This window comes from Mesorhizobium sp. P2_A8 (genome assembly GCF_056404935.1).
In genome coordinates, this window is record NZ_JBFUDB010000011.1 from 216,532 (window position 1) to 242,470 (window position 25,939).

23 protein-coding genes are annotated in these 25,939 nt (G+C 65.7%); 15 read left to right on the forward strand and 8 right to left on the reverse strand.

Annotation, left to right across the window (positions count from 1 at the left end):
* The 6 genes from AC1D10_RS30420 (at position 1) to AC1D10_RS30445 (ending at position 9,231) form a co-directional block, all read left to right on the forward strand.
* A complete protein-coding gene (locus AC1D10_RS30420; protein WP_477278503.1) occupies positions 1–3,156 on the forward strand; it encodes an efflux RND transporter permease subunit in 3,156 nt (1,051 codons plus the stop codon).
* Positions 3,157–3,166: 10 nt separating this feature from the next.
* Entirely contained in the window at positions 3,167–4,660 is a 1,494-nt protein-coding gene (locus AC1D10_RS30425) for an efflux transporter outer membrane subunit (RefSeq protein ID WP_477278504.1), read from the forward strand.
* Between the two features lie 127 nt (positions 4,661–4,787).
* Positions 4,788–5,873, forward strand: a complete 1,086-nt coding sequence (locus AC1D10_RS30430; protein ID WP_477278505.1) for a sensor histidine kinase — start codon at positions 4,788–4,790, stop codon at positions 5,871–5,873.
* A gap of 140 nt (positions 5,874–6,013) precedes the next feature.
* Positions 6,014–6,895: an EamA family transporter gene (locus AC1D10_RS30435; protein WP_477278506.1), complete on the forward strand. Its 882-nt coding sequence runs from the start codon at positions 6,014–6,016 to the stop codon at positions 6,893–6,895.
* A gap of 207 nt (positions 6,896–7,102) precedes the next feature.
* The gene (locus tag AC1D10_RS30440) at positions 7,103–8,476 is read left to right on the forward strand and encodes an NfeD family protein (RefSeq protein ID WP_477278507.1); all 1,374 of its coding nucleotides are present in this window, start codon (positions 7,103–7,105) and stop codon (positions 8,474–8,476) included.
* Positions 8,473–9,231 (forward strand): slipin family protein, encoded by a 759-nt coding sequence (locus AC1D10_RS30445; RefSeq protein WP_477278508.1) that lies wholly within the window; start codon positions 8,473–8,475, stop codon positions 9,229–9,231. The genes AC1D10_RS30440 and AC1D10_RS30445 overlap by 4 nt, the downstream gene beginning before the upstream one ends.
* 41 nt (positions 9,232–9,272) lie before the next feature.
* Here the strand turns inward: AC1D10_RS30445 and AC1D10_RS30450 are convergent, their stop codons facing one another.
* Positions 9,273–10,202, reverse strand: a complete 930-nt coding sequence (locus AC1D10_RS30450; protein WP_477278509.1) for a LysR family transcriptional regulator — start codon at positions 10,200–10,202, stop codon at positions 9,273–9,275.
* 97 nt (positions 10,203–10,299) lie between these two features.
* Here AC1D10_RS30450 and AC1D10_RS30455 point away from each other — a divergent pair, with 97 nt between their 5' ends.
* Positions 10,300–11,310: a zinc-dependent alcohol dehydrogenase family protein gene (locus AC1D10_RS30455; RefSeq protein ID WP_477278510.1), complete on the forward strand. Its 1,011-nt coding sequence runs from the start codon at positions 10,300–10,302 to the stop codon at positions 11,308–11,310.
* A 79-nt stretch (positions 11,311–11,389) separates the two neighbouring features.
* Here the strand turns inward: AC1D10_RS30455 and AC1D10_RS30460 are convergent, their stop codons facing one another.
* Genes AC1D10_RS30460 through AC1D10_RS30470 form a run of 3 tightly spaced genes read right to left on the reverse strand, consistent with a single transcriptional unit; the run spans position 11,390 to position 15,140 of the window.
* Complete coding sequence (locus tag AC1D10_RS30460; protein WP_477278511.1) at positions 11,390–13,684, reverse strand: xanthine dehydrogenase family protein molybdopterin-binding subunit; 2,295 nt, start codon at positions 13,682–13,684, stop codon at positions 11,390–11,392.
* Positions 13,681–14,664 carry an FAD binding domain-containing protein gene (locus tag AC1D10_RS30465; RefSeq protein WP_477278512.1) on the reverse strand — a complete coding sequence of 328 codons (984 nt, stop codon included), beginning with the start codon at positions 14,662–14,664 and terminating at the stop codon, positions 13,681–13,683. The genes AC1D10_RS30460 and AC1D10_RS30465 overlap by 4 nt, the downstream gene beginning before the upstream one ends.
* Positions 14,661–15,140, reverse strand: coding sequence for a (2Fe-2S)-binding protein (locus tag AC1D10_RS30470; protein WP_477278513.1), 480 nt, complete (start codon positions 15,138–15,140; stop codon positions 14,661–14,663). Before AC1D10_RS30470 ends, AC1D10_RS30465 begins: the two co-directional genes overlap by 4 nt.
* Positions 15,141–15,362: 222 nt before the next feature.
* Here AC1D10_RS30470 and AC1D10_RS30475 point away from each other — a divergent pair, with 222 nt between their 5' ends.
* The 6 genes from AC1D10_RS30475 (at position 15,363) to AC1D10_RS30500 (ending at position 20,725) form a co-directional block, all read left to right on the forward strand.
* Entirely contained in the window at positions 15,363–15,974 is a 612-nt protein-coding gene (locus tag AC1D10_RS30475) for a TetR/AcrR family transcriptional regulator (protein ID WP_477278514.1), read from the forward strand.
* A 151-nt stretch (positions 15,975–16,125) separates the two neighbouring features.
* A complete protein-coding gene (locus tag AC1D10_RS30480; protein WP_477278515.1) occupies positions 16,126–17,124 on the forward strand; it encodes a bestrophin family protein in 999 nt (332 codons plus the stop codon).
* A 187-nt stretch (positions 17,125–17,311) separates the two neighbouring features.
* Entirely contained in the window at positions 17,312–18,472 is a 1,161-nt protein-coding gene (locus AC1D10_RS30485) for a hypothetical protein (protein ID WP_477278516.1), read from the forward strand.
* Positions 18,465–19,223: an ATP-binding cassette domain-containing protein gene (locus AC1D10_RS30490; RefSeq protein ID WP_477278517.1), complete on the forward strand. Its 759-nt coding sequence runs from the start codon at positions 18,465–18,467 to the stop codon at positions 19,221–19,223. The genes AC1D10_RS30485 and AC1D10_RS30490 overlap by 8 nt, the downstream gene beginning before the upstream one ends.
* A 171-nt stretch (positions 19,224–19,394) precedes the next feature.
* Entirely contained in the window at positions 19,395–19,868 is a 474-nt protein-coding gene (locus AC1D10_RS30495; RefSeq protein ID WP_477278518.1) for a carboxymuconolactone decarboxylase family protein, read from the forward strand.
* Positions 19,868–20,725 carry a sigma-70 family RNA polymerase sigma factor gene (locus AC1D10_RS30500; protein ID WP_477278519.1) on the forward strand — a complete coding sequence of 286 codons (858 nt, stop codon included), beginning with the start codon at positions 19,868–19,870 and terminating at the stop codon, positions 20,723–20,725. The genes AC1D10_RS30495 and AC1D10_RS30500 overlap by 1 nt, the downstream gene beginning before the upstream one ends.
* Positions 20,726–20,745: 20 nt before the next feature.
* On the opposite strand, the gene AC1D10_RS30505 is transcribed toward AC1D10_RS30500, so the two are convergent.
* From AC1D10_RS30505 to AC1D10_RS30520, 4 genes are all read right to left on the reverse strand, one after another.
* A complete protein-coding gene (locus tag AC1D10_RS30505) occupies positions 20,746–21,018 on the reverse strand; it encodes a hypothetical protein (protein WP_379099301.1) in 273 nt (90 codons plus the stop codon).
* Positions 21,019–21,174: 156 nt separating this feature from the next.
* Complete coding sequence (locus tag AC1D10_RS30510) at positions 21,175–22,179, reverse strand: zinc-dependent alcohol dehydrogenase family protein (RefSeq protein WP_477278520.1); 1,005 nt, start codon at positions 22,177–22,179, stop codon at positions 21,175–21,177.
* Positions 22,176–22,442 carry a hypothetical protein gene (locus AC1D10_RS30515; RefSeq protein ID WP_477278521.1) on the reverse strand — a complete coding sequence of 89 codons (267 nt, stop codon included), beginning with the start codon at positions 22,440–22,442 and terminating at the stop codon, positions 22,176–22,178. Before AC1D10_RS30515 ends, AC1D10_RS30510 begins: the two co-directional genes overlap by 4 nt.
* Before the next feature lie 225 nt (positions 22,443–22,667).
* Positions 22,668–23,417, reverse strand: a complete 750-nt coding sequence (locus tag AC1D10_RS30520) for a DUF899 domain-containing protein (protein ID WP_477278522.1) — start codon at positions 23,415–23,417, stop codon at positions 22,668–22,670.
* A 448-nt stretch (positions 23,418–23,865) separates the two neighbouring features.
* Here AC1D10_RS30520 and AC1D10_RS30525 point away from each other — a divergent pair, with 448 nt between their 5' ends.
* A complete protein-coding gene (locus tag AC1D10_RS30525; RefSeq protein ID WP_477278523.1) occupies positions 23,866–25,086 on the forward strand; it encodes a helix-turn-helix domain-containing protein in 1,221 nt (406 codons plus the stop codon).
* Positions 25,087–25,172: 86 nt separating this feature from the next.
* A complete protein-coding gene (locus tag AC1D10_RS30530; RefSeq protein ID WP_477278524.1) occupies positions 25,173–25,805 on the forward strand; it encodes a Vgb family protein in 633 nt (210 codons plus the stop codon).
* Positions 25,806–25,939 lie beyond the last annotated feature (134 nt).

The following is a 25,939-nucleotide window of genomic DNA, read 5'->3' on the forward strand; positions in this document are numbered from 1 at the left end:
ATGTCCGCATTCTTCATCAACCGGCCAATCTTCGCCTGGGTGATCGCCATCGTGATCATGCTGGGCGGCCTTTTGGCGCTCAACACGCTGCCGATTTCGCAGTATCCGCAGATTGCGCCGACCACGGTCAACATCAGCGCGACCTATCCCGGCGCCGATGCACAGACAGTCGAGAACTCGGTCACCAAGGTCATCGAACAAGGCATGACCGGCATCGACAATCTCGACTATATGACGGCGACCTCGACCTCGACCGGTTCGGCTTCGATCACGCTGACCTTTACCACCGCAGCCGATCCCGACACCGCCCAGGTGCAGACGCAGAACAAGCTGCAGCTGGTGCAGTCGCAACTGCCGCAGGTGGTGCAGAGCAACGGCATCACCGTCTCCAAATCCTCGACCGGCTTCCTGATGGTCATCGGCTTCGTCTCCAGCGACGGCAAGATGAACTCGAGCGATCTTGCCGACTATGTCGACAGCACCATCAACGACACGCTGAAGCGCGTCGAAGGTGTCGGCTCGACGCAGCTGTTCGGCTCCAGCTATGCCATGCGTGTCTGGCTCGATCCGGACAAGCTCGCCAAATATGCCCTGATGCCGAGCGACGTGGCTGCCGCGATCGAGGCGCAGAACACGCAGGTTTCGGCCGGCCAGCTCGGCGGCATGCCGCAACGCAAGGGCCAGCAGCTCAATGCAACGGTGACGGCCAAGAGCCGGCTGCAGACCGCCGAACAGTTCCGCAACATCATCCTGAAGAGCACGACGGACGGCTCGCTGGTGCGCCTCAACGACGTCGCCACCGTAGAGCTCGGCGCCGAAAGCTATACGACGGCCGCCAGATACAACGGCCAGCCGGCTGCCGGTGTCGCCGTCAACCTGGCGACCGGCGCCAACGCCATCAGCACCGCCGAGGCGGTGCGCACGACGATCAACCGCCTGAGCTCGACCTTCCCGCAAGGGGTCGAGGTCGTCTACCCCTACGACACCTCGCCCTTCGTGCGGCTGTCGATCGAGGAGGTGGTCAAGACGCTGGCCGAAGCGATCGTGCTGGTGTTCCTGGTGATGTTCATCTTCCTGCAAAACCTGCGCGCCACTATCATCCCGACGATTGCCGTGCCGGTGGTGCTGCTCGGCACGTTCGGCGTGCTGTCGCTGTTCGGCTATTCCGTGAACACACTGACCATGTTCGCCATGGTGCTGGCCATCGGCCTGCTCGTCGACGACGCCATCGTCGTCGTCGAGAATGTCGAGCGCGTGATGCAGGAAGAAAAGCTGTCGCCGAAAGAGGCGACGCGCAAATCGATGACCGAAATCACCGGCGCGCTGGTCGGCATCGCCACCGTGCTTTCGGCGGTGTTCGTGCCGATGGCTTTCTTCGGCGGTTCGACCGGCATCATCTACCGGCAATTCTCGGTGACGATCGTCTCGGCGATGGTGCTGTCGGTGCTCGTAGCGCTGGTGCTGACGCCCGCACTTTGCGCCACCATCCTGCGGCCAGCCAAGGACCATGCGACGCAGACGGGTCCGTTCGGCTGGTTCAACCGTGTCTTCGACCGCGGCACCACCGCCTACCGCGACGGTTCGCACGGCATCATCAACCGGTCGTGGCGCTTCCTCGCCGTCTTCCTGGCCATCGTTGTCGCCATGGGATGGATGTTTGCCCGGCTGCCAAGTTCCTTCCTGCCGGAAGAGGATCAGGGCATCCTGATCACCAGCGTGTCGCTACCGGTCGGCGCGACGCAGGACCGCACCGAGCGGGTGCTGGCCCAAGTGACCGACCACTATCTCAAGGACGAAAAGGACGCCGTCGAAGGGGTCTTCACCGCCTCCGGCTTCGGCTTCGGCGGCGCCGGGCAGAATGTCGGTATTGCGTTCGTGCCGTTGAAGGATTTCGCCAAACGCAAATCGCCGGCCCTGGCGGCGCAAGCGGTTGCCGGCCGCGCCATGGGGGCGTTCTCCAAGATCAGGGATGCGCAGGTCTTCGCGCTTGCGCCTCCCGCGATCCAGGGCTTCGGCAACACCAACGGCTTCGATTTCTACCTGCAGGACATCAATGGCGCCGGCCATGATGCGCTGATCCAGACGCGCAACCAGCTTCTGGGCCTCGCGGCGCAGAGCAAGGTGCTCGCCAACACAAGGCCCAACGGCCAGGAAGACCAGCCGCAATTCTCGATCGACATCGACCAGGAAAAGGCCAGCGCGCTGGGCGTCAGCCTCGCCGACATCAACAACACGCTCTCGACCGCCTGGGGCAGCGACTATGTCAACGACTTCATCGATCGGGGCCGGGTGAAGCCGGTGTATCTGCAGGCGGACGCAAACTTCCGCATGCAGCCGGAAGACCTGGACAAATGGCAGGTCCGCAATGCCAGCGGCGTCATGGTGCCGTTCTCGGCCTTCGCCTCCAGCCACTGGACATTCGGCTCGCCCAGGCTTGAGCGCTACAATGGTTCGGCGGCGGTCGAGATCCAGGGGGCGGCGGCCACCGGCATCAGCTCGGGTGCCGCGATGGACGAGATCGACAGGCTGGTGGCGCGGCTGCCCGTCGGCTATTCCCACGAATGGACCGGGCTGTCGCACCAGGAGCGCCTTTCCGGCAACCAGGCGCTGTCGCTCTACGCGATCTCGGCGCTGGTCGTGTTCCTGTGCCTGGCAGCACTCTATGAAAGCTGGTCGATCCCGTTCGCGGTCATGCTCGCGGTGCCGATCGGCATCTTCGGCGCGCTGCTGGCGGCAAGCCTGTTCGGCCAGACCAACGACGTCTATTTCAAGGTCGGGCTGCTGACCACGATCGGTCTCGCCGCCAAGAACGCCATCCTCATCGTCGAGTTCGCCATCGAGCGGCAGGCGGCAGGCATGGGTCTTGTCGAGGCGACGCTGGAGGCGGCGCGACAGAGGCTGCGGCCGATCCTGATGACATCACTGGCCTTCATCCTCGGCGTGACGCCGCTGGCGATCGCCAGCGGCGCGGGCTCGGGCGCGCAGAACTCCGTCGGCATCGGCGTGATGGGCGGCATGATCGCGGCAACCGTAATCGGCGTGTTCCTGGTGCCGCTGCTGTTCGTCACGGTGCGCCGCATCTTCAAGGGCAAGGCGGCGAAACTGGATACTGGGCAGGATACGGGCGAGACGCCAGCAACAGCCAACCAGCAATAAGGGTTTTCACATGACAGGTTTCGAACGTGGCTCGGTGGCCGCGAGGCACCTCCTTGCGCCTATGCTCTCCGCCGCCTTGCTCGCCGGATGCGTCGTCGGTCCCGATTATCAGACGCCCATCCTGCCGATGCCGGCAAACTGGAGCGGCCAGAAGCCGGCCAAACCCGCCCAGCCGGCACAATTGTCGAGATGGTGGCAGAGGTTGCGTGATCCCGTGCTGAACACGCTTGTCGACGAAGCGGTTGCCGGCAATCTCGACGTCGCCACCGCCAAGGCCAAGATCCGCGAGGCGCGCGCCAGCTATCGCCAGAGCGTCGGCACATTGCTGCCGTCGGTGGACGGCTCCGGCTCGGTCACCCGCAACAAGTCGGCCGTGGCGACGTCAGGCTCGAGCGCCATCTACAGCGAATACCAGGCCGGCTTCGATGCCAGCTGGGAACTCGACCTGTTCGGCGCCAACCACAGGGGCGTCGAGGCCGCACGCTATGGACTGGACGCTTCCGAGGACGAGCTGCGCTCGACGCTGCTGACCCTGGTCGGCGATGTCGCATCCTATTATGCCCAGGCGCGCGGCTATCAGGCCCGCATCGCGCTCGCCAGGCGCTCGGCCGCATCGCAGAGGCAGACCGCCGAACTCACCCGCACCATGGCGCTGGCTGGCACGGCAACCGCCGCCGATGTCGCCAAGGCGATGGGGCAGGCGAGCAGCACCGAAGCCGCGGTTCCGACGCTGGAAGCAAGCTATGCCGAGGCCGTGCATCGTATCTCGGTGCTGACAGGCCGCCCGCCGGCCGCACTCAGCGAGCGGCTGAAGCGCGGCGCGCCGATTCCGACGCCGCGCCTGCCGATGCCGATCGGGATACCGGCCGACATCCTGCTGTCGCGCCCCGACGTGCGCATGGCGGAACGGCAATACGCGCAATACACCGCCAGGATCGGCCAGGCCGAGGCGGCGCGCTATCCCTCGGTCAGCCTGACGGGAGACATCAGCACGGCGGCCCTGAAACTCGGCGATCTCGGCCAGAATTCCTCGATCGGCTGGTCGTTCGGGCCGACGCTCAGCGTGCCGCTGTTCAATGCCGGCCAGCTGCAGGCGGCCGTCGAGGTCGCCAAGGCGCAGCGCGATCAGTATTTCATCGCCTACCGGTCGTCGGTGCTGACGGCGCTCGAGGATGTGGAGAATGCGCTCGTGCTGTTGGCGCAGGAGCGCATCAGGATCGGCAAGCTTGCCGCTTCGGCGAAATCCTATGGCGAGGCGGCAAGCCTCGAAGGCACGCTCTACAAGGCCGGCGAGACAGGCCTCCTCGATGTGCTCGACGCCCAACGGTCGCTTTATTCGGCGGAGGACGCGCTGCTGCAAAGCCGTGTCCTGCTGGCGACCAACTACATCGCCCTCAACAAGGCACTCGGCGGCGGCTGGGACGGCACGGTCGACAGTGCGAAGCCGGAGATCATCGACGTCAAGACCGGCCCGCGGCTGGCGTCGAAGCTGGCGGTGCCCTGATCGGTTCGCGAGGCCTCGACTTCGAGACGGCTACGCGGCGCGTGAAAGGCCGCCTCCAGCTTTGGCGATGGCGGGCTGGCCGCATCGCTGATATTGATGGCGCCTACGTACAGCACAGGCGCCGCAGATGACATCCGATACACAGAAGGCCGAAGCGGTCGAGCAGTTGCTCGAAACGCCGGACCTTGCCAGCGCGCTGGAAAGCGAACAGTTCAAGAAATTCCTCGACCAGGTACCGATCGCCATTGCCGTTTCGGACCTGGGTTCGAAGGAGCGCGTCGTCTATGCCAATCCGGAATTCGAGAAACTGTCCGGTCTCAAGGCGGCGAAGCTTGCCCGGGAACACTGGGCGGCGCTTTCCGGCACCGGCCTGCACCAGCAGAAGGATCGGGCGCTCTTCGAGGCGGTCGTAGAGGAGACTGATTTCGTCGGCACGTTCCGGCTGGAGCGGACAGAAGACCAACCGGCGATCGTCGACGTCTATTCCAACGTCATCGAGGACGACAATGGCAAGGTCTGCTTCCGGCTGGTGGCGCTGGTCGACGTCTCGGCCCATGGCGAGACGGAGGATGCGCGCTCGATCGACGAGCGCATCCGCGAGAAGGACACGCTGTTGCGCGAACTGCAGCACCGGGTGAAGAACAATCTGCAGATGATCACCGCGCTGATCCGCCTCGAAACCCGCAACGCGGCCGAGCCGGACCAGAAGCGTTTCGAGAGGCTGGCGGGGCGCGTCGACGCGCTGGCGATTCTCTACCAGACGCTGTCGGGCGACGATGACAAGGATGAAGTCGATCTCGGCGTCTATCTCAGCCAGATCGCGTCGGCGGTGATGAACTCGCACGCGGTCGAGGGCATCCGCCTCGACATGAAGGTCGACACCTATCCGGTATCGATCAACGTCGCCATGCCGACCGGGCTGGTGGTGAACGAGCTTTTGACCAATGCGCTCAAGCATGCCTTCCAGGGGCGCGACGGCGGCACGATCACGCTGCACAGCATCGTCGATGGCGATGGCTGTCGCATCGTCGTCGCCGATGACGGCATCGGCCTGCCGGAAGGCGAGACATGGCCCAAGCGCGGCAAGCTCGGCGCGCTGATCGCCCGCTCGCTGACCGAGAATGCCAAGGCGGAATTCGAGGTGAATTCGAGCGCCAGCGAGGGCACGAGGGTCACCATCGTCTTCAAGCGTTCGGTCGCGTCCGCCGCTTAGCGATGCCTGGCTGACTTTCGAACCGCTGATGCCGGCCCTTGCCCCAGCCGACAGTCCGCCCTGCCTCACGACAGGCGGGCCGGTTGCCCGTATTCGGCATCCATGCGGCCTAACGCGCGCGGCAGGGAGGACGGACCAAAGTGACATCGACGCCGGTTGCCCGTCGCGAAGCGGCGCCTTTGCCGATCGCGGCACTCATGGGCGCCATGGTGTCGATCCAGATCGGCGCCACCTTCGCCAAGGGCCTGTTCCCGCTGATCGGCGCGCAGGGAACGACGACGCTGAGGCTCGTCGTCGGCGCGCTGATGCTGATCGCGGTGCTGCGGCCGTGGCAGATGCGGCCGTCGCGCGCCACCATGCCGTGGCTGATCGCCTATGGCGTGACGCTGTGCGCGCTCAACCTTCTGTTCTATGCCGCGCTCGCGACCATTCCGCTCGGCATCGCGGTGGCGCTGGAGTTTTCCGGTCCGCTTCTCGTGGCGACCTTGACCTCGCGGCGCGCCGGCGACTTTGCCTGGATCGCGCTCGCCATTGCGGGCATCGTGCTGTTGTCGCCCTTCGTTCATTCGCTGCAGCCACTTGATCCGACCGGGGTGATGCTGGCGCTGGCGGCCGGCTGCTTCTGGGCGCTCTACATCGTGCTCGCCCAGAAGGCGGGCGCCGAACTCGGCTCGCGCACCACCGCCTACGGCATGGCCATCGCCGCCGTCCTGGTGCTGCCCTTCGGCGTGGCGCAGGCAGGAACCGCGCTGGTCGCGCCATCGATCCTGACCAGCGCGCTGCTGGTCGGGCTGTTCTCCAGCGCGCTGCCGTTCTGGCTGGAGATGGTGGCGCTGACCAGGATGCCGGCCCGCATCTACGGCACGCTGACCTGCCTGGAGCCGGGCCTGGGCGCGCTGATGGGTTTTCTGTTCCTGCATGAGAGCCTGACAGCGCCGCAACTGGCCGGCATCGCCGCCGTGATTGCCGCCGCCTTCGGTGCGGCGCTGACATCGCGGCCGCCGGTGCCGTCGCCGGAGTAGATTTTCCAGAGACCACAGTTGCCGGACGAGCCCGGCCGGCCTGGCGAGGTCGGGCGCATGTCTGCGCGTATTTGCTCTTGCGCCCTTCTGGCCTGCCGGCCATCTCCCCGACAGGGCGATTGCGCGCTCAGCCTCGTTCCTCGACGTGAGCTCCCCTCATGGACTTCGCCAAAATACAACCCATATTGAATCCATGGAGCTTTGAGCGTGACCTTCGCGCGGGTGGCCCTTCTTGCCGCGGCTTTCGTCGCCGCAGCTGTCTTTTCTCCCTTCTCTTCGGCCGGGAGCGAGAGGGTTGCGCTGAGCGTCGCCATTGACGGCGCCATCGGGCCGGCAAGCACCAGGCAGCTCGAGGAAGCGCTTGAAGCAGCCGCCAAGCGGGGCGCCGAAGTTCTCATCCTTCAGCTCGATACCCCCGGCGGGCTGGTCACCTCCATGCGCGAGATGATCGCCGATATCCTCGCTTCACCGGTGCCCGTCATCGGCTATGTCGCGCCGGCCGGTGGCCATGCCGCCAGCGCCGGAACCTATATCCTCTACGCCACCCATGTCGCGGCGATGGCGCCCGGCACCAATCTGGGCGCCGCGACGCCAGTCGAGATGGGCGGCCTGCCGTCGCTTCCAGGCGGCGAGAAGGACAAGGGCGACCAGAAGGACGCCACCGGGCGGCCGGCGGGCGACGCGATGATGGCCAAGGTGACCAATGACGCGGTTGCCTTGATCCGCTCGCTCGCGGAATTGCGTGGGCGCAATGGCGACTGGGGCGAGAAAGCCGTGCGCGAAGCGGCGAGCCTTTCGGCCAATGCGGCGCTGCAGGAACATGTGATCGACTTCGTCGCCCACGACACCACGGAGTTGTTGCAACTGGCCGATGGGCGGACCGTCGATGTAGCAGGCAGGAAAGTGGTCCTGGCGACCAAAGGGCTGCCGGTCGAGACGCTGGAACCCGGCTGGTTCATCCGGCTTCTCTCCGTCATCACCGATCCGAACGTCGCCATCATCCTGATGCTGGTCGGCGTCTACGCCATCATCTTCGAGTTCACCAGCCCCGGCGCGGTGGCGCCCGGCGTCATCGGGACCATCTGCCTCGTGCTTGGGCTCTATGCGCTCAATCTCCTGCCGATCAATTATGCCGGCCTCGCCCTGATGCTGCTCGGCGTCGCCTTCCTCGTCGTCGAGGCCTTCAATCCCACCGTGGTGCTTGGACTCGGCGGCGTGGCCGCCTTTCTGCTTGGCGCCACCGTGCTGCTCAAGACCCAAGGTCCGGGCTTCGCCGTGTCATGGGCCGTCATCGGTCCCGCCGCCGCGCTGACGCTTGGGCTGGCGCTGCTGACGGGGACCTATGTCTGGGCGGCGCGCAAGAGCCTGCCGCGTGTCGGCGGTGAGGCCATGCGCGGACTGTCGGCCCAGATTCTCGACTGGCAGGGCGGCGAGGGCCATGTACTGGCCCAGGGCGAGCGCTGGCGGGCGAAGGCCGACGAACCCATCGCACCCGGCGACAGCGTCGAGGTGACCGACATCAGCGATCTCGTGCTGACGGTGCGGCGGCGCGACGCCGGAAGGAATGGAGCAAAAAAATGAGCATCGGTTACGTGGCCTATCTGTTGCTTGCGCTGGTGGTGGTCATGTTCCTGTCCGCGGCCATTCGCATTCTCAGGGAATATCAGCGCGGTGTGGTCTTCACGCTCGGCCGCTTCACGGGGGTCAAAGGTCCCGGTCTCATCATCCTCGTCCCCTTCATCCAGCAGATGGTCAAGGTCGATCTGCGGGTGGTGGTGCAGGATGTGCCTCCGCAGGACGTGATTTCGCGCGACAACGTCTCTGTGAAGGTCAACGCGGTGCTCTATTTCCGCATCGTCGACGCCGAACGGGCGATCATCCAGGTCGAGGACTTCATGGCCGCCACCAACCAACTGGCGCAGACCACGCTGCGTTCGGTGCTCGGCAAGCACGAACTCGACGAAATGCTGTCCGAGCGCGACAAGCTCAACAGCGATATCCAGGAGATCCTCGACCAGCGCACCGATGCCTGGGGCATCAAGGTCTCCAATGTCGAGATCAAGCATGTCGACCTGAACGAGAGCATGATCCGCGCCATCGCCAAGCAGGCCGAGGCCGAGCGGCTGCGCCGCGCCAAGGTGATCAACGCCGATGGCGAGCAGCAGGCGGCGGCGAAACTGGTCGAGGCGGGCAAGATCCTGGCGGCCGAGCCGCAGGCCATGCAACTGCGCTATTTCGAGGCCCTGCACGACATCGCCGGCGAGCGCTCGTCCACGGTGGTGTTCCCGCTGCCGGTGGATCTGCTCAGCCAGTTCATGAAGCAGCAGGGGAAGTAGCGGAGAGCGCGTAATCCCCCCTTTGTGAGGAGACCGGCGCTTCACCGCCGCCAGGGCGGCTCCGGCGCGAAGCGCTTGGCGATCCAGTCGGCGAAGGCGCGGGTCTTGGCGGCTTGTCCCTTGGCGGAGGGCGTGACGACATAGACCGCGCCTTCGTCGGCCAGCGTCCAGTCCTCCAGGATCGGCACCAGCCGGCCGTCGGCAAGCTCGCGGCCAACCAGCCAGTCGGTGCTCATCATCAGGCCGACGCCTTGCACGGCGGCCTCGACCAGCACCTCGGCATCGTCGGAGACCAACGGCCCGGAGACCTCGACGCGCACGCGCCGGCCCTCGCGGTCGATCATCTGCAAGGCCGGAAAGGTCTGGAAGCCGCTGAAGCCCAGGCAGGAATGTTCGAGCAGCGCCTGAGGTGTCTGAGGCCTGCCCCTTCGGGCGAGGTAGGAGGGGGCGGCGCAGAGCAGGCGGCGCCGCGTCGCTACCTTGCGCGCCACCAGGCGCGAATCCTCCAGCGCGCCGAGCCGCACGGCGACGTCGAAATTCTCGGCGACCAGATCGGCGAAGCGATTGGAGAATTCGGCCTCGATGCGGACATCGGGAAATTCGGCAAGGAATTGAGGCAGCAGCGGCCCGATCCACATGCGCCCGAACGTGCCGGGCAGCGCCAGCCTGAGCAGGCCGCGCGGGCCGCCGCCGGCATGTGCCGACGCGGCGGCCTCGGCCTCGTCGACGGAGGCGAGGATGGCGCGCACGCGCACCAGGAATTCGGCACCGGCTGCCGTCAACGACACGCTGCGCGTCGTGCGATGGAGCAGCCTGACGCCCAGCCGCTCCTCCAGCGATTGCAGGCGCCGCGACAGGATGGTCGCGTCGCGCCCGACACGCGCTGCCGCCCTGGTGAAGGAACGCGCCTCGGCGATGGCTGCGAAGGCCGCCATTTCGGCAAGGGCCGCTGGTTCGTGTGATTGCTGCATGATTCGCAGTACTCAAATGCAAAAGGCAAGGATTATCCAGAGATAGCGCAGCAGCTAGGTTCACTCAACCCATCAATCGTCCCACCGGAGTGAAACCATGAAAGCCATCGAACTGAGCCAACCCAGGCTGGACGCCTTCCGCGCCACCACCGTTGCCACCCCCGAACCGCAGCGTGGCGAGGTGCTGATCCGCCAGCGCGCGGCGAGCCTCAATTTCGTCGATGTCGCGGTGGCGAGCGGCAATTATCCCGGACCGAGCTTTCCGCTCATCCCCGTCGCCGACGGCGCCGGCGAGATCGTCGCGCTGGGTGAGGGCGTTACGAGATTCGCAGTCGGTGATCGCGTCGTCGCCCATGCCAAGCCGCGCTGGATCGGTGGCCGGCCGCGGCCTTACGAGATGACGCAGATGCGCGGCATCTCGCTGCCGGGGTCACTGGCCGAATATGTCGCGCTGCCGGCCAATTCGGTCGTGCCGGTCCCAGCGCATCTCTCCTTCGAGGCGGCGTCGACACTGCCAATCGCCGGCACCACCGCCTGGAACGCCATCCGCGCCGCCGATGTCGGGCCGGGCTCCGTCGTCGTGCTGCTCGGCACCGGCGGCGTCTCGATCTTCACCCTGCAGCTTGCGAAAGCCGCCGGCGCCACCGTCATCATCACCTCGTCGTCGGACGAGAAGCTGGAGCGGGCGAAGGCACTCGGTGCCGATCATCTCATCAACTACCGCGCGACGCCCGACTGGGACGGCAAGGTGCTGGAGCTGACCGGCGGCCTTGGCGCCGACCTCGTCGTCGAGACCGGCGGCTCCGCCACCTTCGCCCGCGCCATCAACGCCACCGCGCCCGGCGGCACGCTGTTCACCATCGGCTTCGTCACCGGCGCCGAGGCCACGGTCAATCTGCTGCCGATCATCATCAAGGCGCTGAAGGTGGTCGGCAACAACACCGGATCGGTGTCCGACCTTCAGGACGCCGCCCGCGCCATCGGTGCGGCTGGGATCGAGCCGGTTGTCGACAAGGTGTTTTCACCGAACGAAGCGGCCGAAGCCTACACCCACATAGCCGCCGGCGGCCTGCACTTCAGCAAGCTGGTGTTCGGCTTGGAGTGGTAGGGAAGGGGCAGACGCTGGAGATTGACGAGGCGGGGGGTGATGGCCATCCCCCCTCAAAGGGGAGATGGCAGGTTCACTTCTAGATCAGCTTCTCCAGTGTGATCGGCAGGTCGCGCACCCGCTTTCCCGTGGCGTGGAAGACCGCGTTGGCGATTGCCGGTGCGACGCCGACAATGGCGAGCTCACCGACGCCCTTGCCGCCAAGCACCGAGGAGTGCAGGTCGGGGATGCCGACCGAGATCACCTCGATATCGGGAATGTCGGCATTGGTCGGCACCAGATAGTCGGCGAGGTTGTTGTTGACGATGCGGCCGTGGCGGCGGTCCATGATGCCTTCTTCGAGCAGCGCCTGGCCGATGCCCATGATGATGCCGCCCTTCCACTGGCTTTCGGCGAGTTTGGGATTGTAGAGCCGACCGGAATCCAGCGCCGACACCACGCGGGACACGCGCACCGTGCCGAAATCCTCGTCGACGCGCACCTCGATGAAATGCGCGCACCAGCTGTGGCGGGAATAGTCGCCCTCGGTGTGCGGCAGCGCCATGGCGATGGTGGTGTAGTTCTTGTAGCGATCCTGCGCCGTCGAGTTGGCCGGCATGGTGTCGCCGGTGGCCTCGATGTGGTCGCGGCCGACGCTCGCCAGCAGTTCGGCGATCGAGAGATCGGGACCGTCGCCGCGCGGCGATGAAATACGGCCGTTGGCCACGACCAGCGTGTTGGCCTGCAGTGCGTGGAAAGGCGAGCGCGGATCGCTGATCGCCAGCCCGACCAACTGGTCGAGCGCCGCGGTTGCCGCCTTGTAGACGGCGCCGGTCATGACGCCGGCCAGCCGCGACCCGCCGGCGACGCCGGCGCGGGGGAAGCGGGAGTCGCCCAGCTTCACCACGACATTGTCGGCCGGCACCCCGACTGTCTCGGCGGCGGTCTGCGCCAGGATCGTGTAGGTGCCCTGGCCCATGTCGATCGAGGAGCTTTCGACCTCGACCGAGCCGTCGGCGAGGATGCGCACGATTGCCTCGCCATAGGCGCGCCGCACCGGATAGGTGCCGGCGGCGACACCCCAACCGATCAGCTGGTTGCCGTCGCGCATCGAACGCGGTGCGGGCCCGCGCTTCGACCAGCCGAAGCGTTCGGCACCTGCAGCAAAGGCCTCGCGTAACTGCCTGGTCGACCAGGCTTTTTTGGCGTGCGGATCCTGCTCGGCATAGTTTCTCAGGCGGATCTCCAGCGGATCGATGCCGACCTCGTAGGCGAGTTCGTCGATGGCACTTTCGATGCCGAAGGCCGAGGGGTTTTCGCCCGGCGCGCGCATGGCGCCCGGCACCACCGAATTCACCCGCACGACATTCTGCTTCGACGAGAAATTCGGCGTCGCGTACATGATCGAGGTGACCGATCCCAGCGGCTCGACCCACATGCCGTCGATCGACGTTTCATTGATGCCGCGATGCACGATCGACTGGATTTTTCCGTCCGCGTCGGCGCCGATCGTCACCGTCTGGCGTGTCGCGGCGCGTCCGCCATAGCCGGTGAAGGTTTGTGGCCGGGTCATCACCAGCCTCACCGGCCGGCCGAGCATTTTCGCTGCACACGCTGCCACCGCGCCATGGCTGAGCGCCAGTGCCTTGGAGCCGAAGCCACCACCGATATAGGGCGAGACCAGCCGCACATTCTCGAACGGCACGCCGAACCATTCGGCATAGGTGCGCGCCATGCCGTCCAGCCACTGGCTCGGCTCCCACACGGTGAGCTTGTCGCCTTGCCAGTGCGCGATGAGGCCATGCGGCTCCATCGGTGCCTGGTATTCGCGCGGCGTGTTGTAGGCGGCGCAGATCCTGACCGGGGCCGAGGCGAAGGCGCCTTGCGCGTCGCCCCATTCCTTGGTCATGGCGTCGATCGGAATGCCGTCACCGGCCTTGGCATCGCTGAGGTCGACGATGGAAGGGGTCTCGTCATAGCTGACCTTGACCAGTGCCGCGGCGGCGACCGCCTGTTCGAAGGTTTCCGCGACCACGGCAGCGACATGCTGGCCCGAGAAGGTAATGTCGCGCGCCAGCGGGCAATAGGGCGCATCGGGCGGCGGCGTGCCGAACCAGTCCGAGGCGGTCCTGAGGCTGATGATGGTGTCCGGCGTCAACACCTTGAGCACGCCAGGCGCTGCTTCGGCCGCTGCGGTATCGATCGAGCGCACCTTGCCTGATGCAATCGTGCTTTCGACCAGCACGGCGTAAGCGAGCCCTTCGAGTTGCTGCTCGACGGCGTATTTCGCGGAGCCCGTGATCTTCGTCGGGCCGTCGACGCGCGACAGCCGGCCGCCAACGGCATCGGCGCCGCCATCGGACGCATCACCATGTCTCATGTTGTGAACGGTCATGCCGTTTCTCCCATTTTTAGGATGGCGCGGGCGACGACGCGCGGCGCCAGTTCGATCTTGTAGTGGTTGGCGCCATGGTCGACGGCGCCTTCGACGGCGAGCAGGCTGGCGGCGCGGACGGCGTCCGGCTCCAGCACCTTGCCTTTCAGCGCCTCTTCCACGGCCCGCGCCCGCCACGGTTTGGTCGCGACGCCGCCGAGCGCCACGCGCAAGTCCCGGATGGTGCGTCCGTCGGCCTCGAATTCGATGCCGACAGCAGCACTTGCCGCGGCAAACTCGTAGGATTGCCGGTCGCGGATCTTCAGATAGGTCGAACGCCGCGCGGCGGCGGAGCCGGGGATCTCGATCGCGGTGATCATTTCGCCCGGTTCGATCGCGTGTTCCCTGTCGGGCGTGGTGCCGGGCAAGAGAAAGAAGTCGTCGACCGAAACCCGGCGCTCGCCGAGATGGGCGATCGCGTCGAAAGCGACCAAGGCCACGGCCAGGTCACCCGGATACATGGCGATGCAGGCGTCGCTGGTACCGAGCACCGCGTGTCCTCTTGTGACGCCGCCGAGCGCCGAACAGCCGCTGCCGGGTTCCCGCTTGTTGCAGGCAGGGAAATTCGAGGGATCGCGGAAATAGGGACAGCGCGTGCGCTGCATCAGGTTGCCGCCGATGGTCGCCATGTTGCGGATCTGCGCCGAAGCCGCCTGCCACAGCGCTTCGGAGACGGCGGGGAAGCGGCGCTTGATGTCGGCGTGGTCGGCGACATGACCCATCTTGGCCAGTGCGCCGATGGTGGCGCCGCGCTCGCTCACGTCGATCGTGGCCAGCCCCTTGAGATGGGTGATGTCGACCAGGCTGTCGGGCTCGGCGACGCCGCATTTGGCGAGATCGACGAGTGTGGTGCCGCCGGCAAGCAGCATGGCGCCGGGCAGGGCGGCTGCCTGGCGTGCCGCCTCGACCGACGTGGCGCGCAGGTACGAAAAATCCCTCATGATGCGACCTCCAGGGCTGCCTGGCGGACAGCGGCGACGATGTGCGGATAGGCGCCGCAGCGGCAGAGATTGCCGGCCATGTATTCGCGGATTTCGTCGTCGGAGCCGGCATGGCCCTCGCGGATGCAGGCGACCGCCGACATGATCTGGCCGGGGGTGCAATAGCCGCACTGGAAGGCGTCCTGCTCGAGGAAGGCAGCCTGCACGGGATGCAGTTCGCCCTCCCGTGCAAGCCCCTCTATGGTGGTGACGGTGCGGCCCTCGGCCTGCGCGGCCAGCGTCAGGCAGGCGAGCACGCGCTCACCGTCGACATGCACGGTGCAGGCGCCGCACTGGCCGTGGTCGCAGCCTTTCTTGGTGCCGGTCAGGCCGAGCCGGTCGCGCAAGGCATCGAGCAGCGTGACGCGCGGCTCGAGTTGCAGGGTGTGGCGATGGCCGTTGATGTCGAGATGGATGGGAATTGTCGTTTTGGTCATGGGCGTCTGGCTCCAGTTGCTTGACGCGGATGGGGATGATTTGGTGCCGGGGCAGGCGAGGGCAAGGGCGTCAGAAGATGGCGGGGCGGTTCGAAAGACGTGACATACCGGTTCCCCTTCTTATATGATGAAGGCACTCCACTAAAGCGGAGGCGCCTCCGTTTATTACGTGGGGGTTGACCCGGCCGGGTTCAAGCCCCTGACACAACGTGGAGAAAAAAATTGGCTGCCGAGCCGTCAACCATCGCTGAAGAGGTCGCAGAGACCAAGCCGCTGCGCGCCGACGCGCAGCGCAACCGCGACCGGCTGGTCGAGGTGGCGGCCGCCGTCTTTGCCGAGCGTGGCATCGACGCGTCGCTGGAAGAGATCGCGCGCCGCGCCGGCGTCGGCATCGGAACGCTCTACCGGCATTTTCCGACGCGCGAGCATCTGGTCGAGGTGGTCTACCGGCGCGAGGCGGAAGGGTTGTGCGCGGCTGCCGGCGAACTCGCCGGAAAACATCCGTCCGATGTCGCGCTGGAGCAGTGGATGCAGCGCTTCGTCGACTACATCGCCACCAAGCGCGGCCTGGCGACCAGCCTGCGCATCCTGCTCACCACCAATTCGACGCTGTTCTCCGACACGTCGGGCCGGGTGTCTCAGGCCCTGCGGCAACTCGTCGAGGCGGCGGTGGCCGACGGCACCATCCGCGGCGACGTCGACGCTTCCGATGTGCTGCACGCGCTGTCCGGCATCTACTCGGCGCCCGACACCCCGGAATGGCGCGACCGCTCGCGCCGGCTGGTGTCGCTGCTGATGGACGGGTTGCGTTTCGGGGCGGGGAAGGCGCGGTGAGGGCGACTTGATATCGACCCTGCAACAGCAGGCTTGTTCAGTGACCTGTTGGACTCTGTTCCATGCCAGGAACGGCCATTCATGATGAGCAAACGGTATGCTAGGCGTGATGACTTGATTTGCTTTTCGTCCACGCTTTCGGGGGCATCCGATGTATGTAGGCCGTTCCTACAAGGTGACAGATTTCGCACTCTGGTCACGGCGCAGTGTCATCTACATGGTGGTGGTGAGCGGACTGGCTGTGGCGGCCTACCGTCTTCCGGGCATCGCCGGGTTCTCGGTGCCATGGTCGGTGGTGCTCGTGCTCGGCACCACCGTGTCCCTCGTTGCCGGGTTCAAGAATTCGCAGGTATTCACCCGCAGCAGTGAAGCCCTGCAGGCCTTTGCGCAAATTACAGCCAGCAGCCGGATGTGGTCCAATTTCTGCAGGGACTTCAACGATGTGCCGACAGCCAGGCAACTCATCTACCACCATCTCGCCTGGTTGACGGCACTACGCTTCGCGCTGCGGCGGCCGATGCCATGGGAATCCATGGGGCGGGCCGCCAATGTCGAATTCCGGCGGCGCTACCATATCCAGGAGGATTCAGGCTCGCTTGCCAATGAACTGCCTGCGCTGCTGGGCGAACAGTCCGACGACGTCCTGAAGTCGCCGCATCCGGCGATAACCCTGCTTGAAATGCAATCGGTCCAGGTCAATGGGTTGTTCAAGGAGGCCAAAATCCCTCCGCAGATCTATGTCGAGCTCACGAAGCTGATCCGCGACTTCCATGATCAGCAGGTGCGCTGCGATCGCATCAAGAACAACCCATATCCGCGGCAATACGCCATCGTCAGCTCCATGTTCGTCATGATCTTCTGCACGCTGTTGCCGTTCGGCGTGGTTCCGGTCTTTGCCGACATGGGCAAACTGGGCGGCGCGCTCGGCCCGATCGCGATCTGGCTGACGATCCCGTTCAGCACGCTTCTGGGTTGGGCATACATGTCTCTCGACCAGGTCGGCGAGAGCAGCGCCAACCCTTTCGAGGGCAACGCCAACGATGTTCCGATCTCACAAATCTGCCGCGACATCGAGATCGAGCTGCGCATCGGGCTTGGGGAGGTTGACCTCCCCAAGCCATTGCTACCGGTCAATGATATCGCGACCTAAGCGCGGCGGAGTCGCCCGGCAGGGCTATTTCGATGATTGCCGTGCCGGCCGCATCGATGCCGGTTCAAACGCATAGCCCGTGCCTACCGGGGTGGCGGAAATTGAACCGCCGCGGCCCTACTGGCGGCACAATCGCCGCCGACTTATGTCGATATCCAAGCTGGCTGGCGATCGCGAGGATGGAACAATGCGGCACGACAGGCTTGTCCTGACCCTGCTCCGGCGCGAGTTGCTGGCTGGCTTGCGTTCGATGCGCCGCCGCGACCTTGCCTGGATCGCGCTCGGCGGCAGTGCTTTGCTTGCCTATGCCATTGCCGACATCGTTGTCGCGTTACAAGCGGCGGCAGCCGCGCTGCGGCGGGCACAGGCGCTGTGGCTGCTTGGCTTGCCGACAGCACTTGTCGGCCTTGGAGGCCTCAGCGGCAGCGCTCTCGCCGGCCTTTGCCTGTCACGAGCCTTCGCTCCTTTCCTGAAGGCATTGCCTTTGTCATCAGGAGAACTCCGGCGCATGGCCGCCGTCGCGGCTTTTGCGTTGGGTGTTCCGCTTGCCGTCACGGTCGCGGCAGCGGTCGGTCTTGGCTGTGCCGTAATTGCAAAACCGCTGGCGCCGGTCTGGACCCTCGGCGCGGCGATCTTGTTTGCCGCCGGCTTCGGCACGGCAGCCGGCTGGCGCCTGTGGAGGGACCCTGGGCGGATCCGTGTCGGCACGGCGGCTTTGGCCGTCGCAAGGGGCGCAGGCCGCCCCTTGCTCAGCGCCTTCGACCGTTCGACTCCAGCATGGCTCGGCAGCTGGGCCTGGGGGTTGCCGGCTGGCCATGTGAGGCCGTCGTGGCGCCTGATCGCAGCGGCGGCCCTGCTCGGTCTGGCAGCCGGTCTTGCCGCCGCCACCAGCCTTATCCATCGCAGCGCCGGCCCGGCCGCCATGGCCGGTTTGACCGGCGGCCTCATCGTGTTCATGCTGAGCGCGCGTTTCCACCCGCTTGGATCGCCCGTGCTGCGCACCGCCCCGCTGGGTTTCACCAGGGCTTGGCTGCGCCTGGCGCGGCTTCCCTTCCAGTTGTCGGTCGCCTTCTTCCTGTTGTCGGCTGGCGCTGCGGTGGCGGCGGAGCCTTCGGCCTGGGCAATGCCGCTAGCCAGCGGTTTCTGGCTTCTCGTGCTGAACGGCGCCTATGCGGTCTTTGCCGCCTATTTCATGACCGCCCCATTCGTCGCCGCGCTGAGCTTCCTCAGCGCCATCGCCTACACCAGCTACGAGTCGCTCGAATACAGCCGCACTGTGCTGATCGGCTTTGCTGCACTGGTGTTGTGGCTGTGGCACAGGGCACAACAAAGGTATCGCCATGGATAGCAGCGACGATCTTGCCGAAGTTCTCGCCGTTCTCGGCCTGAGCGCAGGTTATGGCGGCCGCTCTGTCATCAGCGGCATCGGCGTGGCACTCAACCGGTGCGACATCCTCGGCCTGCTCGGCGCCAACGGTTCCGGCAAGTCCACCTTGCTCAAGGCGATCACCGGTCAGATCCGCCTGGACGCAGGAAGTGTGGCGATCGATGGCGTCGATCTCGCCAGCGCGCCCAAGCGCGCCAAAGCCGGCTTCGGTCTGGCCATCGATCCGCCTGAACTGCCGACGGCGCTCACCGGACGCCAGTATCTCCAGCTCGTCGCATCGATCCGCGGTTGCGCAGAAGACGACTGGCCTTGCGTCGACGTCGCCGAGCGTCTGGGGCTGAGGCGCTGGATCGAACGGCCGATTGCGGAGTATTCGCTTGGCACGCGGGCCAAGATTGCCATCGCAGCGGCATTGCTCGGCGCGCCGCCGCTGCTGATCTTCGACGAATCCCTGAATGGCCTCGATCCGCTCGCCGCCTGGGAGGTCAAGCGCATCATCCGCGCCGTGGCCGCCAGCGGTCGCCACGCCGTCATCATCTCTACCCATGTCGTGGAAGCCGTTCCCGGTCTATGCAACCGCGCCGTGCTTCTGGCAGAAGGTCGCATCGCCCGTGAATGGGATAAACGGCAACTGGTCGAGGCTAACCATGCGCCCGGCGCTTTCGAGGCCGAAGTCATGCTGGCGCTTACGGCCGAGGCGGCCGGGAGATGAAGCAATCTGCGCGGCGCCGTTTGCGCGAAAGCCGCAGCATACCGTGGTGTTGCCTCTCGCTCGCTCTGACGACGCGCACCGAAATCTGGCCGCGCCAGAAAATTAACCTGCATGTCACACCGGCGGATCCTGCCTCGTCATGATGTCGGCACCAACAGAAGGAAGCCAATCATGACCGCAAAACTCGATCTCTTCGCCGCCGCCCCTTCGCTGATGAAGGAATGGCAACGCGCCGCCTTTGCCATTTCCTCGAGCCTCGAGCCCAGCCTGGCCGAGCTTGTGAAGATCCGTGCATCCCAGATCAACGGCTGCGCCAATTGCCTCAACATGCATACGGTGTTTGCGCGCGAGGACGGCGAAACCGAGCAGCGCATCTACCTGTTGTCGGCGTGGCGCGAGGCGCCTTGCTATACCGATCGCGAACGCGCCGCGCTCGGCTGGACCGAGGCGCTGACGCGGATTTGCGAAGGCCATACGCATGAAAGCGCCTATGACGCCCTGGAGGCGGAGTTCACGCCGGAGGAGCAAGTCAAGCTGACCCTGATGATCAATGTCATCAATGGCTACAACCGCCTCGCGGTCGGGTTCGGTGGCTGGGCCGATCCGGCGGCGATCAGGTCCGCGGCCAAGGCGGCGGCCGCCTGATGGCGAACGCGGGATCCGAGCATGCGGCGGCGGGTTTCGACCCGCTGCGTCCGACGCTGATGCGCGTCGCCTACCGCATGCTTGGCTCCGTGGCGGACGCCGAGGATGTCGTGCAGGAGGCCTTCGTCCGCTGGATGCGGGCCGACCGCAGCGAGGTGCGTGAGCCTGCGGCATTCCTGCGCCGCACCGTCACGCGGCTTTGTCTCGACCAGCTCAAATCCGCGCGCCGCCGGCGTGAGACCTATGTCGGCCCCTGGCTTCCCGATCCCGTCGTGGAAGAGGACGAAGTGGAAGACGTCACCCTGCCGATGATGCTGGTGCTGGAACGCCTTTCTCCGCTCGAGCGGGCGGCGTTTCTGCTGCACGATGTGTTCGGGCTGGGGTTCGAGGAGGTCGCCGCCGCCATCCAGCGCGAACCTGCCGCCTGCCGCCAGCTCGCCGCCCGCGCGCGCACCCATGTCCGCCAGGCGAGACCGCGTTTCAAGGTGGAAAAGCAACGCGGCCTCGAACTGGCCGAGGCGTTTTTCGCGGCCTCGCGCAGCGGCGACATGAAGGAGCTTGGTGCGATGCTGACGGCCGATGTCAGCGCCCATGCCGACGGCGGCGGAAAGCGTCCGGCAGCCACGGAAGTGGTGCTGGGCTTCGATGCCGTCATGCAGCAATATGAGCGTGTGGCGGCCTGGCTTCAGAAGAACGGCTCGACGCTTGTTCGTGTCGGTTTCGTCAACGGATTGCCCGGCTTCGTCACGCTGGAAGCCGATGGCGAACTGCAGACGACCGCACTCGACATCGAGGACGGAAAGATCGCGGCCATCTATGTCATGCGCAATCCCGACAAGCTCAGGCACCTGCATTAGGTCGAATGGAAAGCAGGGCCTTAGCCCTTCGCTTCGACCAGGATCACAAGCGACTCCGGCACCACGCCATCGAAGGCCATCGCGTCGGCCGCTGCCTGGCTCTGCATCATTGCCGCCAGGGCATCCATGTCCGGAACGTCCATCATCAGAGCCACTTGTTTCGGGTTCTGCGGATCGACGAATGTGCGGATGTTGGTGATCCCAAGGGAGCCGAAAAGCTCCTTGCGCTTGGGTGAACTGAGCCAGTGCTTGCTGTCTTTCGTGATGTTGTGATGGCCAATGATTGTTGGCATGGCATCCTCCCCAGGTGACGGCGGCGGTCGATATCGCCCGCCTGTTGCCGCGATCCACCTGTGCAGTCAGTCAGCGCCGTTTCCTTCGGACTGTCAATTAGCGGTTGCTGATGGATGGTCGACGCGTTGGCGGCGGGCAGGGCGCGTCCGGGGCGCTCAAAGTTCGAGGCAGACTTTGCCGAAATGCTTTTGCGCTTCGTAGTGCGTGAAGGCGGCGGCGATGTCCTCAAGCGAAAAACGGCGGTCGATGAGCGGCTTCAGGCGGTTGGCCTCTATCGCTCGGATCATGTCCTCCTGGTCCGCCCTGCTGCCAATGGAAATGCCGCTGATGCGGATCTGGTTCGAAAACAGGGCCGGAATCGACACTTCCGCCGCGAAGCCGGTGAGGACGCCGATCAGGGCGATGTGGCCGCCCGTCCGGCATGCGGCTATCGACTGCGCCAGCGTGGCGGGCCCGCCAACCTCGATCACGTGATCGACGCCGCGTCCGTCGGTCAGATCCCTGGCCTTGCGGCCCCAGTCCGGCACGGCCTTGTAGTTGATGACGGCGTCAGCCCCGAGGAGCGCGAGCCTTTCCAGCTTCTCCTCGTCGGAAGAGGTGGCAATGACCCGGGCGCCGGCGGCTTTGGCGAACTGCAGCGCAAACAGCGATACGCTGCCCGTGCCGAGCAGCAGCACCGTGTCGCCGGGCTTGACCTTGCCGCACACAACCAGGCCGCGCCAGGCGGTGACGCCCGTACAGGTGAGCGTTGCCGCCTCCACATGCGTATAGCCCACCGGGGCCTTGGTGAAGGCGTGCGCCGGCATGCAGACATACTCGCTGGCGAAGCCGTCAAAACTTTCTCCCGGTATGTCGCGCCGGGTGGCCGGCATCATCTCACCGCCCAGCCACCAGGGATAGAAGGTGCTGACGACGCTGTCTCCAGCCTTGAACGCATCGACATCGTCGCCGAGCGCAATCACCTCGCCTGCGCCATCGGAGAGTGGAACGCGGCCATCTGCGAACGGGACCTTGCCCTGCACCGCGAAATCGTCACGCATGTTCAACGAACAGGCGCGGATCCTGACCAGCACTTCACCCGGCTCTGGCTGGGGATGGTCTTCCTCGACCAGTTCGAGGTTGTCCAAGCCCCCCGGTGCTCTCAGCCTGACCAGCCTCATTGTTGGCGAGCCTGCCGGCCGGACATCACCCTCAGCCAGGGCGCCAGATGGACGGCGCTCATCATCAGATACATCGCCGGCATGCCGGTGAGGGGCGAGGCGCTGGCGCCGATGCACAGCGCGGAGGACTCGCCCTGAATGCAGGTGAACAGTGCCATCAATGCAAAGGCCGGCGCCGCGGCGAGACACAGCCAGTCGGCGATGCCAAGTGAGACCATGTTTTCAGGAGCCTCACTGCCGGTGCCAGAATGGATATCGCTCATGGTGTTTTCCTTGATGGATATATCTCTGTGCGCGACGCGACCCGGCGGGACTTGAGTTCCTCTCCCCCACAATGTGGGGGAGAGGTGGCTCGGCGAAGCCAAGACGGAGAGGGGCTGCGCCCTACGAAAGCCCCTTCTCCGCCCGCTTCGTGGCCACCTCGCCCCCGCGTTTGGCGGGGCGAGGAACCCAAGCTGGATAGGCGGCCAGGAGCTTCAGCCTGGTCCTTACTGGCCCTTGTCCCGGAACGCCGCCTCGCCGGCAGCCGATACTTCGGCCCATTTCTGGTCGGGTGCGGCCTCGTAATTGTCGTGCCAGTTCCACCAGCTGTAGAGCGGCGTCTGCGGATAGCCTTCGGGCGAGTCCTCCCAGATCTCCTGGCGGCCGAGCGGCGTCGCGTCGAGGTAGCTCCAGACGGTGCCCATCGCCTCGTCGCCGCGGCTGTTGATGAAATAGGTGCGGAAGATACGATCGCCGTCGTGGATGAACACGTTGTGGCCGTGCCATTCGTCGACGCCGAAGTCTTTGTCGAAGCTGTCTGTGATGGTGTACCAGGGCATCTCCCAGCCCATCCGCTTCTTCAGCCGTGCGATATCGGCCTGCGGTGCGCGCGAGGCGTAGGCAAGCGTGGTGTTGCGGGCGTTGAGATGGGCGAGGTGGCCGACCTGGTCGGCGCCGAGCGAACAGCCGCGGCAGGCGTGATCGGGCCAGCCATGAACCCCCGGTTCGAAGAAGGCGCGGTAAACGATCAGCTGGCGGCGGCCTTCGAACAGATCGAGCAGGCTCGCCTTGCCATTCGGCCCTTCGAACACATAGGCCTTGTCCACTTCCATCCATGGCATCCGCCGGCGCTCGGCCGCCAGCGCGTCCTTGGCGCGCAGCGTTGCCTTCTCCTTCACCAGCAGCTCTTCGCGCGCGGCTTCCCACGCCTGCTGTGAAACGATCGGTGGGGTCTTCATTGCTGTGTGCTTGGTCATTGCTCGTCTCCTTTGTCAGTCTGTCGTCGTGCCGTGGCGGCGTGTTGTTGCTTGCGGATCGTGCGGTAGAGTAGGGCGATGAAGTGCTGCGGCGGGAGTTACAAGTGTGACGGGATTTGATTGGACAGGCCCACCGCAGCAGGGGTGGCGTCCGGCCGTGCCGTTCGTGGCGTGGAGAGGGAGGTCTTCGGAGTCAGGCATTGTCAGTTATCCCTTATGAGATGCTTAATATTTATACCTGAGATGCTCAGGCTAGCGAATGCCGATATTGGCGTCAACGGCGGCTACGGCGCCTTCAGCCAGTCCTGATGGCTAGGTCATCATCCCGGTCATTGTCGTTCTCCCTAGCGTGCCGCCTGTTGCCGATACGGCTTGCTGGTTGGCGGTCATGACTTAAGTTAGGGCGAGCAGTGCTGAGGGTGGGAGTTACAAGTGTGACGGGATTTGAATGGACTCGCTGATCACGGCAGCGGCACTGGCGCTGGCCGCGGGCGATCCGCTCGGCGCGCTGGACCGCGTCGCCTTGCGCGAGGACGCGCCGGCGCTGGCGTTGCGCGGCATCGCGATGGCACAGCTCGGCGACCTCGACCGTGCCAAGGCGCTGCTGCGGCGGGCCGCGCGCGCCTTCGGGCCGAAAGAGGCGGTGGCGCGCGCCAGATGCGTCGTCGCCGAGGCCGAGATCGCGCTGGTCTCACGTGACCTCGGCTGGCCGGCCAAGGCGCTTGATACGGCGCGAGCGACGCTGGAAAAGCATGGCGACCGGCTGAACGCCGCGCATGCCGGCCACCTCAAAGTGCGGCGCCTGTTGCTGATTGGGCGCCTCGACGAGGCTGAAGACGTGCTGGCCGGGCTCGACCCGGCGCCGCTTCCGCCGGCCGCGAGAGCCGCGCACGAACTGGCCGTCGCCGGCATCGCGATGCGGCGCCTCAAGACGAGAGCCGCGCGCACGGCGTTGGAGTGGGCGCGCCACGCCGCCCGCCGGGCCGGCATCCCGGGGTTGATGGCCGAGGTCGACAGCGCATTCCTGGCGTTGGACACGCCAGCGGCGCGGCTGATCGCGCGTGGCCAGCAGCGCCCGTTGCTGCTCGAGGAGGTCGAGGCGTTGCAAGCGTCGCCGGCATTGGTCGTCGATGCCTTGCGCTATATCGTGCGCCAACAGGAAACCACGATCTCGCTGGCAACGCGCCCGGTGCTGTTTGCACTGGCACGCACGCTGGCCGAAGCATGGCCGGCGGATGTGTCGCGAGCGACGCTTATCGCACAGGCTTTTGGCGGCAGGCACGCCGATGAATCGCATCGGGCCAGGCTGCGGGTCGAGATCGGCCGGCTGCGCGCCGAACTGCGCACGCTTACCGACATCGGCGCGACGAGCCAAGGCTTCGCGCTGGCGCCACGCCAGGCGCGCGAGGTGGTGGTGCTGGCGCGGCCGATCGAGGAGCGGCACGCGGCGGTGCTGGCCTTCCTTGCCGATGGGGAATCCTGGGCGAGCTCGGCGCTGGCGCTGGCGCTTGGCACCGGCCAGCGCAGCGTGCAGCGGGCATTGGAGCAGCTTGGCGAGGCCGGCAAGGTGCAGTCGTTCGGGCACGGCCGGGCGCGCCGCTGGATGACACCGCCGGTGGCGGGATTCACGACCACCTTGTTACTCCCGGCACCGCTGCCGAACGGCTAGAAGATGATCCCGAAAAGTGGAATCCGGTTTTCGGAAAAGATGATGCTCAAACAAACGGGCATGCCCGACCTTGGTGAGGATAAGACATGAAACATTCAGCGGCCGAAATCCTGCGCGAGTATGGACCCTTTGCGGGTGTGAACACCGTGCACGGGGTGAGCTTTGACGGGCAGAATGTCTGGTTTGCCTCGGGCGAGAAGCTGAACGCCTTCGATCCGGAAAGCGGGCAGGCGCTGCGCTCGATCGATGTCGCAGCGCATGCCGGCACGGCCTATGACGGCCAGCATTTCTTCCAGCTCGCCAACGACCGCATCCAGAAGATCGACCCGGATACCGGTCAGGTGCTGGCGACCATTCCGGCGCCCGGCGGCGGCGGCGACTCAGGCCTGACCTGGGCCGAAGGGACGCTCTGGGTGGGGCAGTATCGCGAGCGCAGGATACACCAGATCGACCCCGAGACCGGGGCAATCCTGCGCACCATCGAATCCAACCGCTTCGTCACCGGCGTGACGTGGGTCGACGGCGAGCTGTGGCACGCCACCTGGGAAGGCGAGCAGAGCGACCTGCGCCGCGTCGATCCGCAAACCGGCAAGGTTCTGGAGAAGCTCGACATGCCGGCCGGCGTGGGCGTCTCAGGGCTGGAATCCGATGGCGGCGACCGCCTCTTCTGCGGCAGCGTATCCGCCGGGGTGGTGCGCGCGGTGCGGCGTCCCCGGTAAGGCCGCTGTGCCGAACCATTGACGGCGAGGGGTCCGAAATCCTTACGCAATTCGTCCGCTCGGACTGGCCGTTGCCCCCTGTCGAACCTAGATAGGGCGTGCACCGGGCGGACCGCCTGGACCATCTTTGCAAG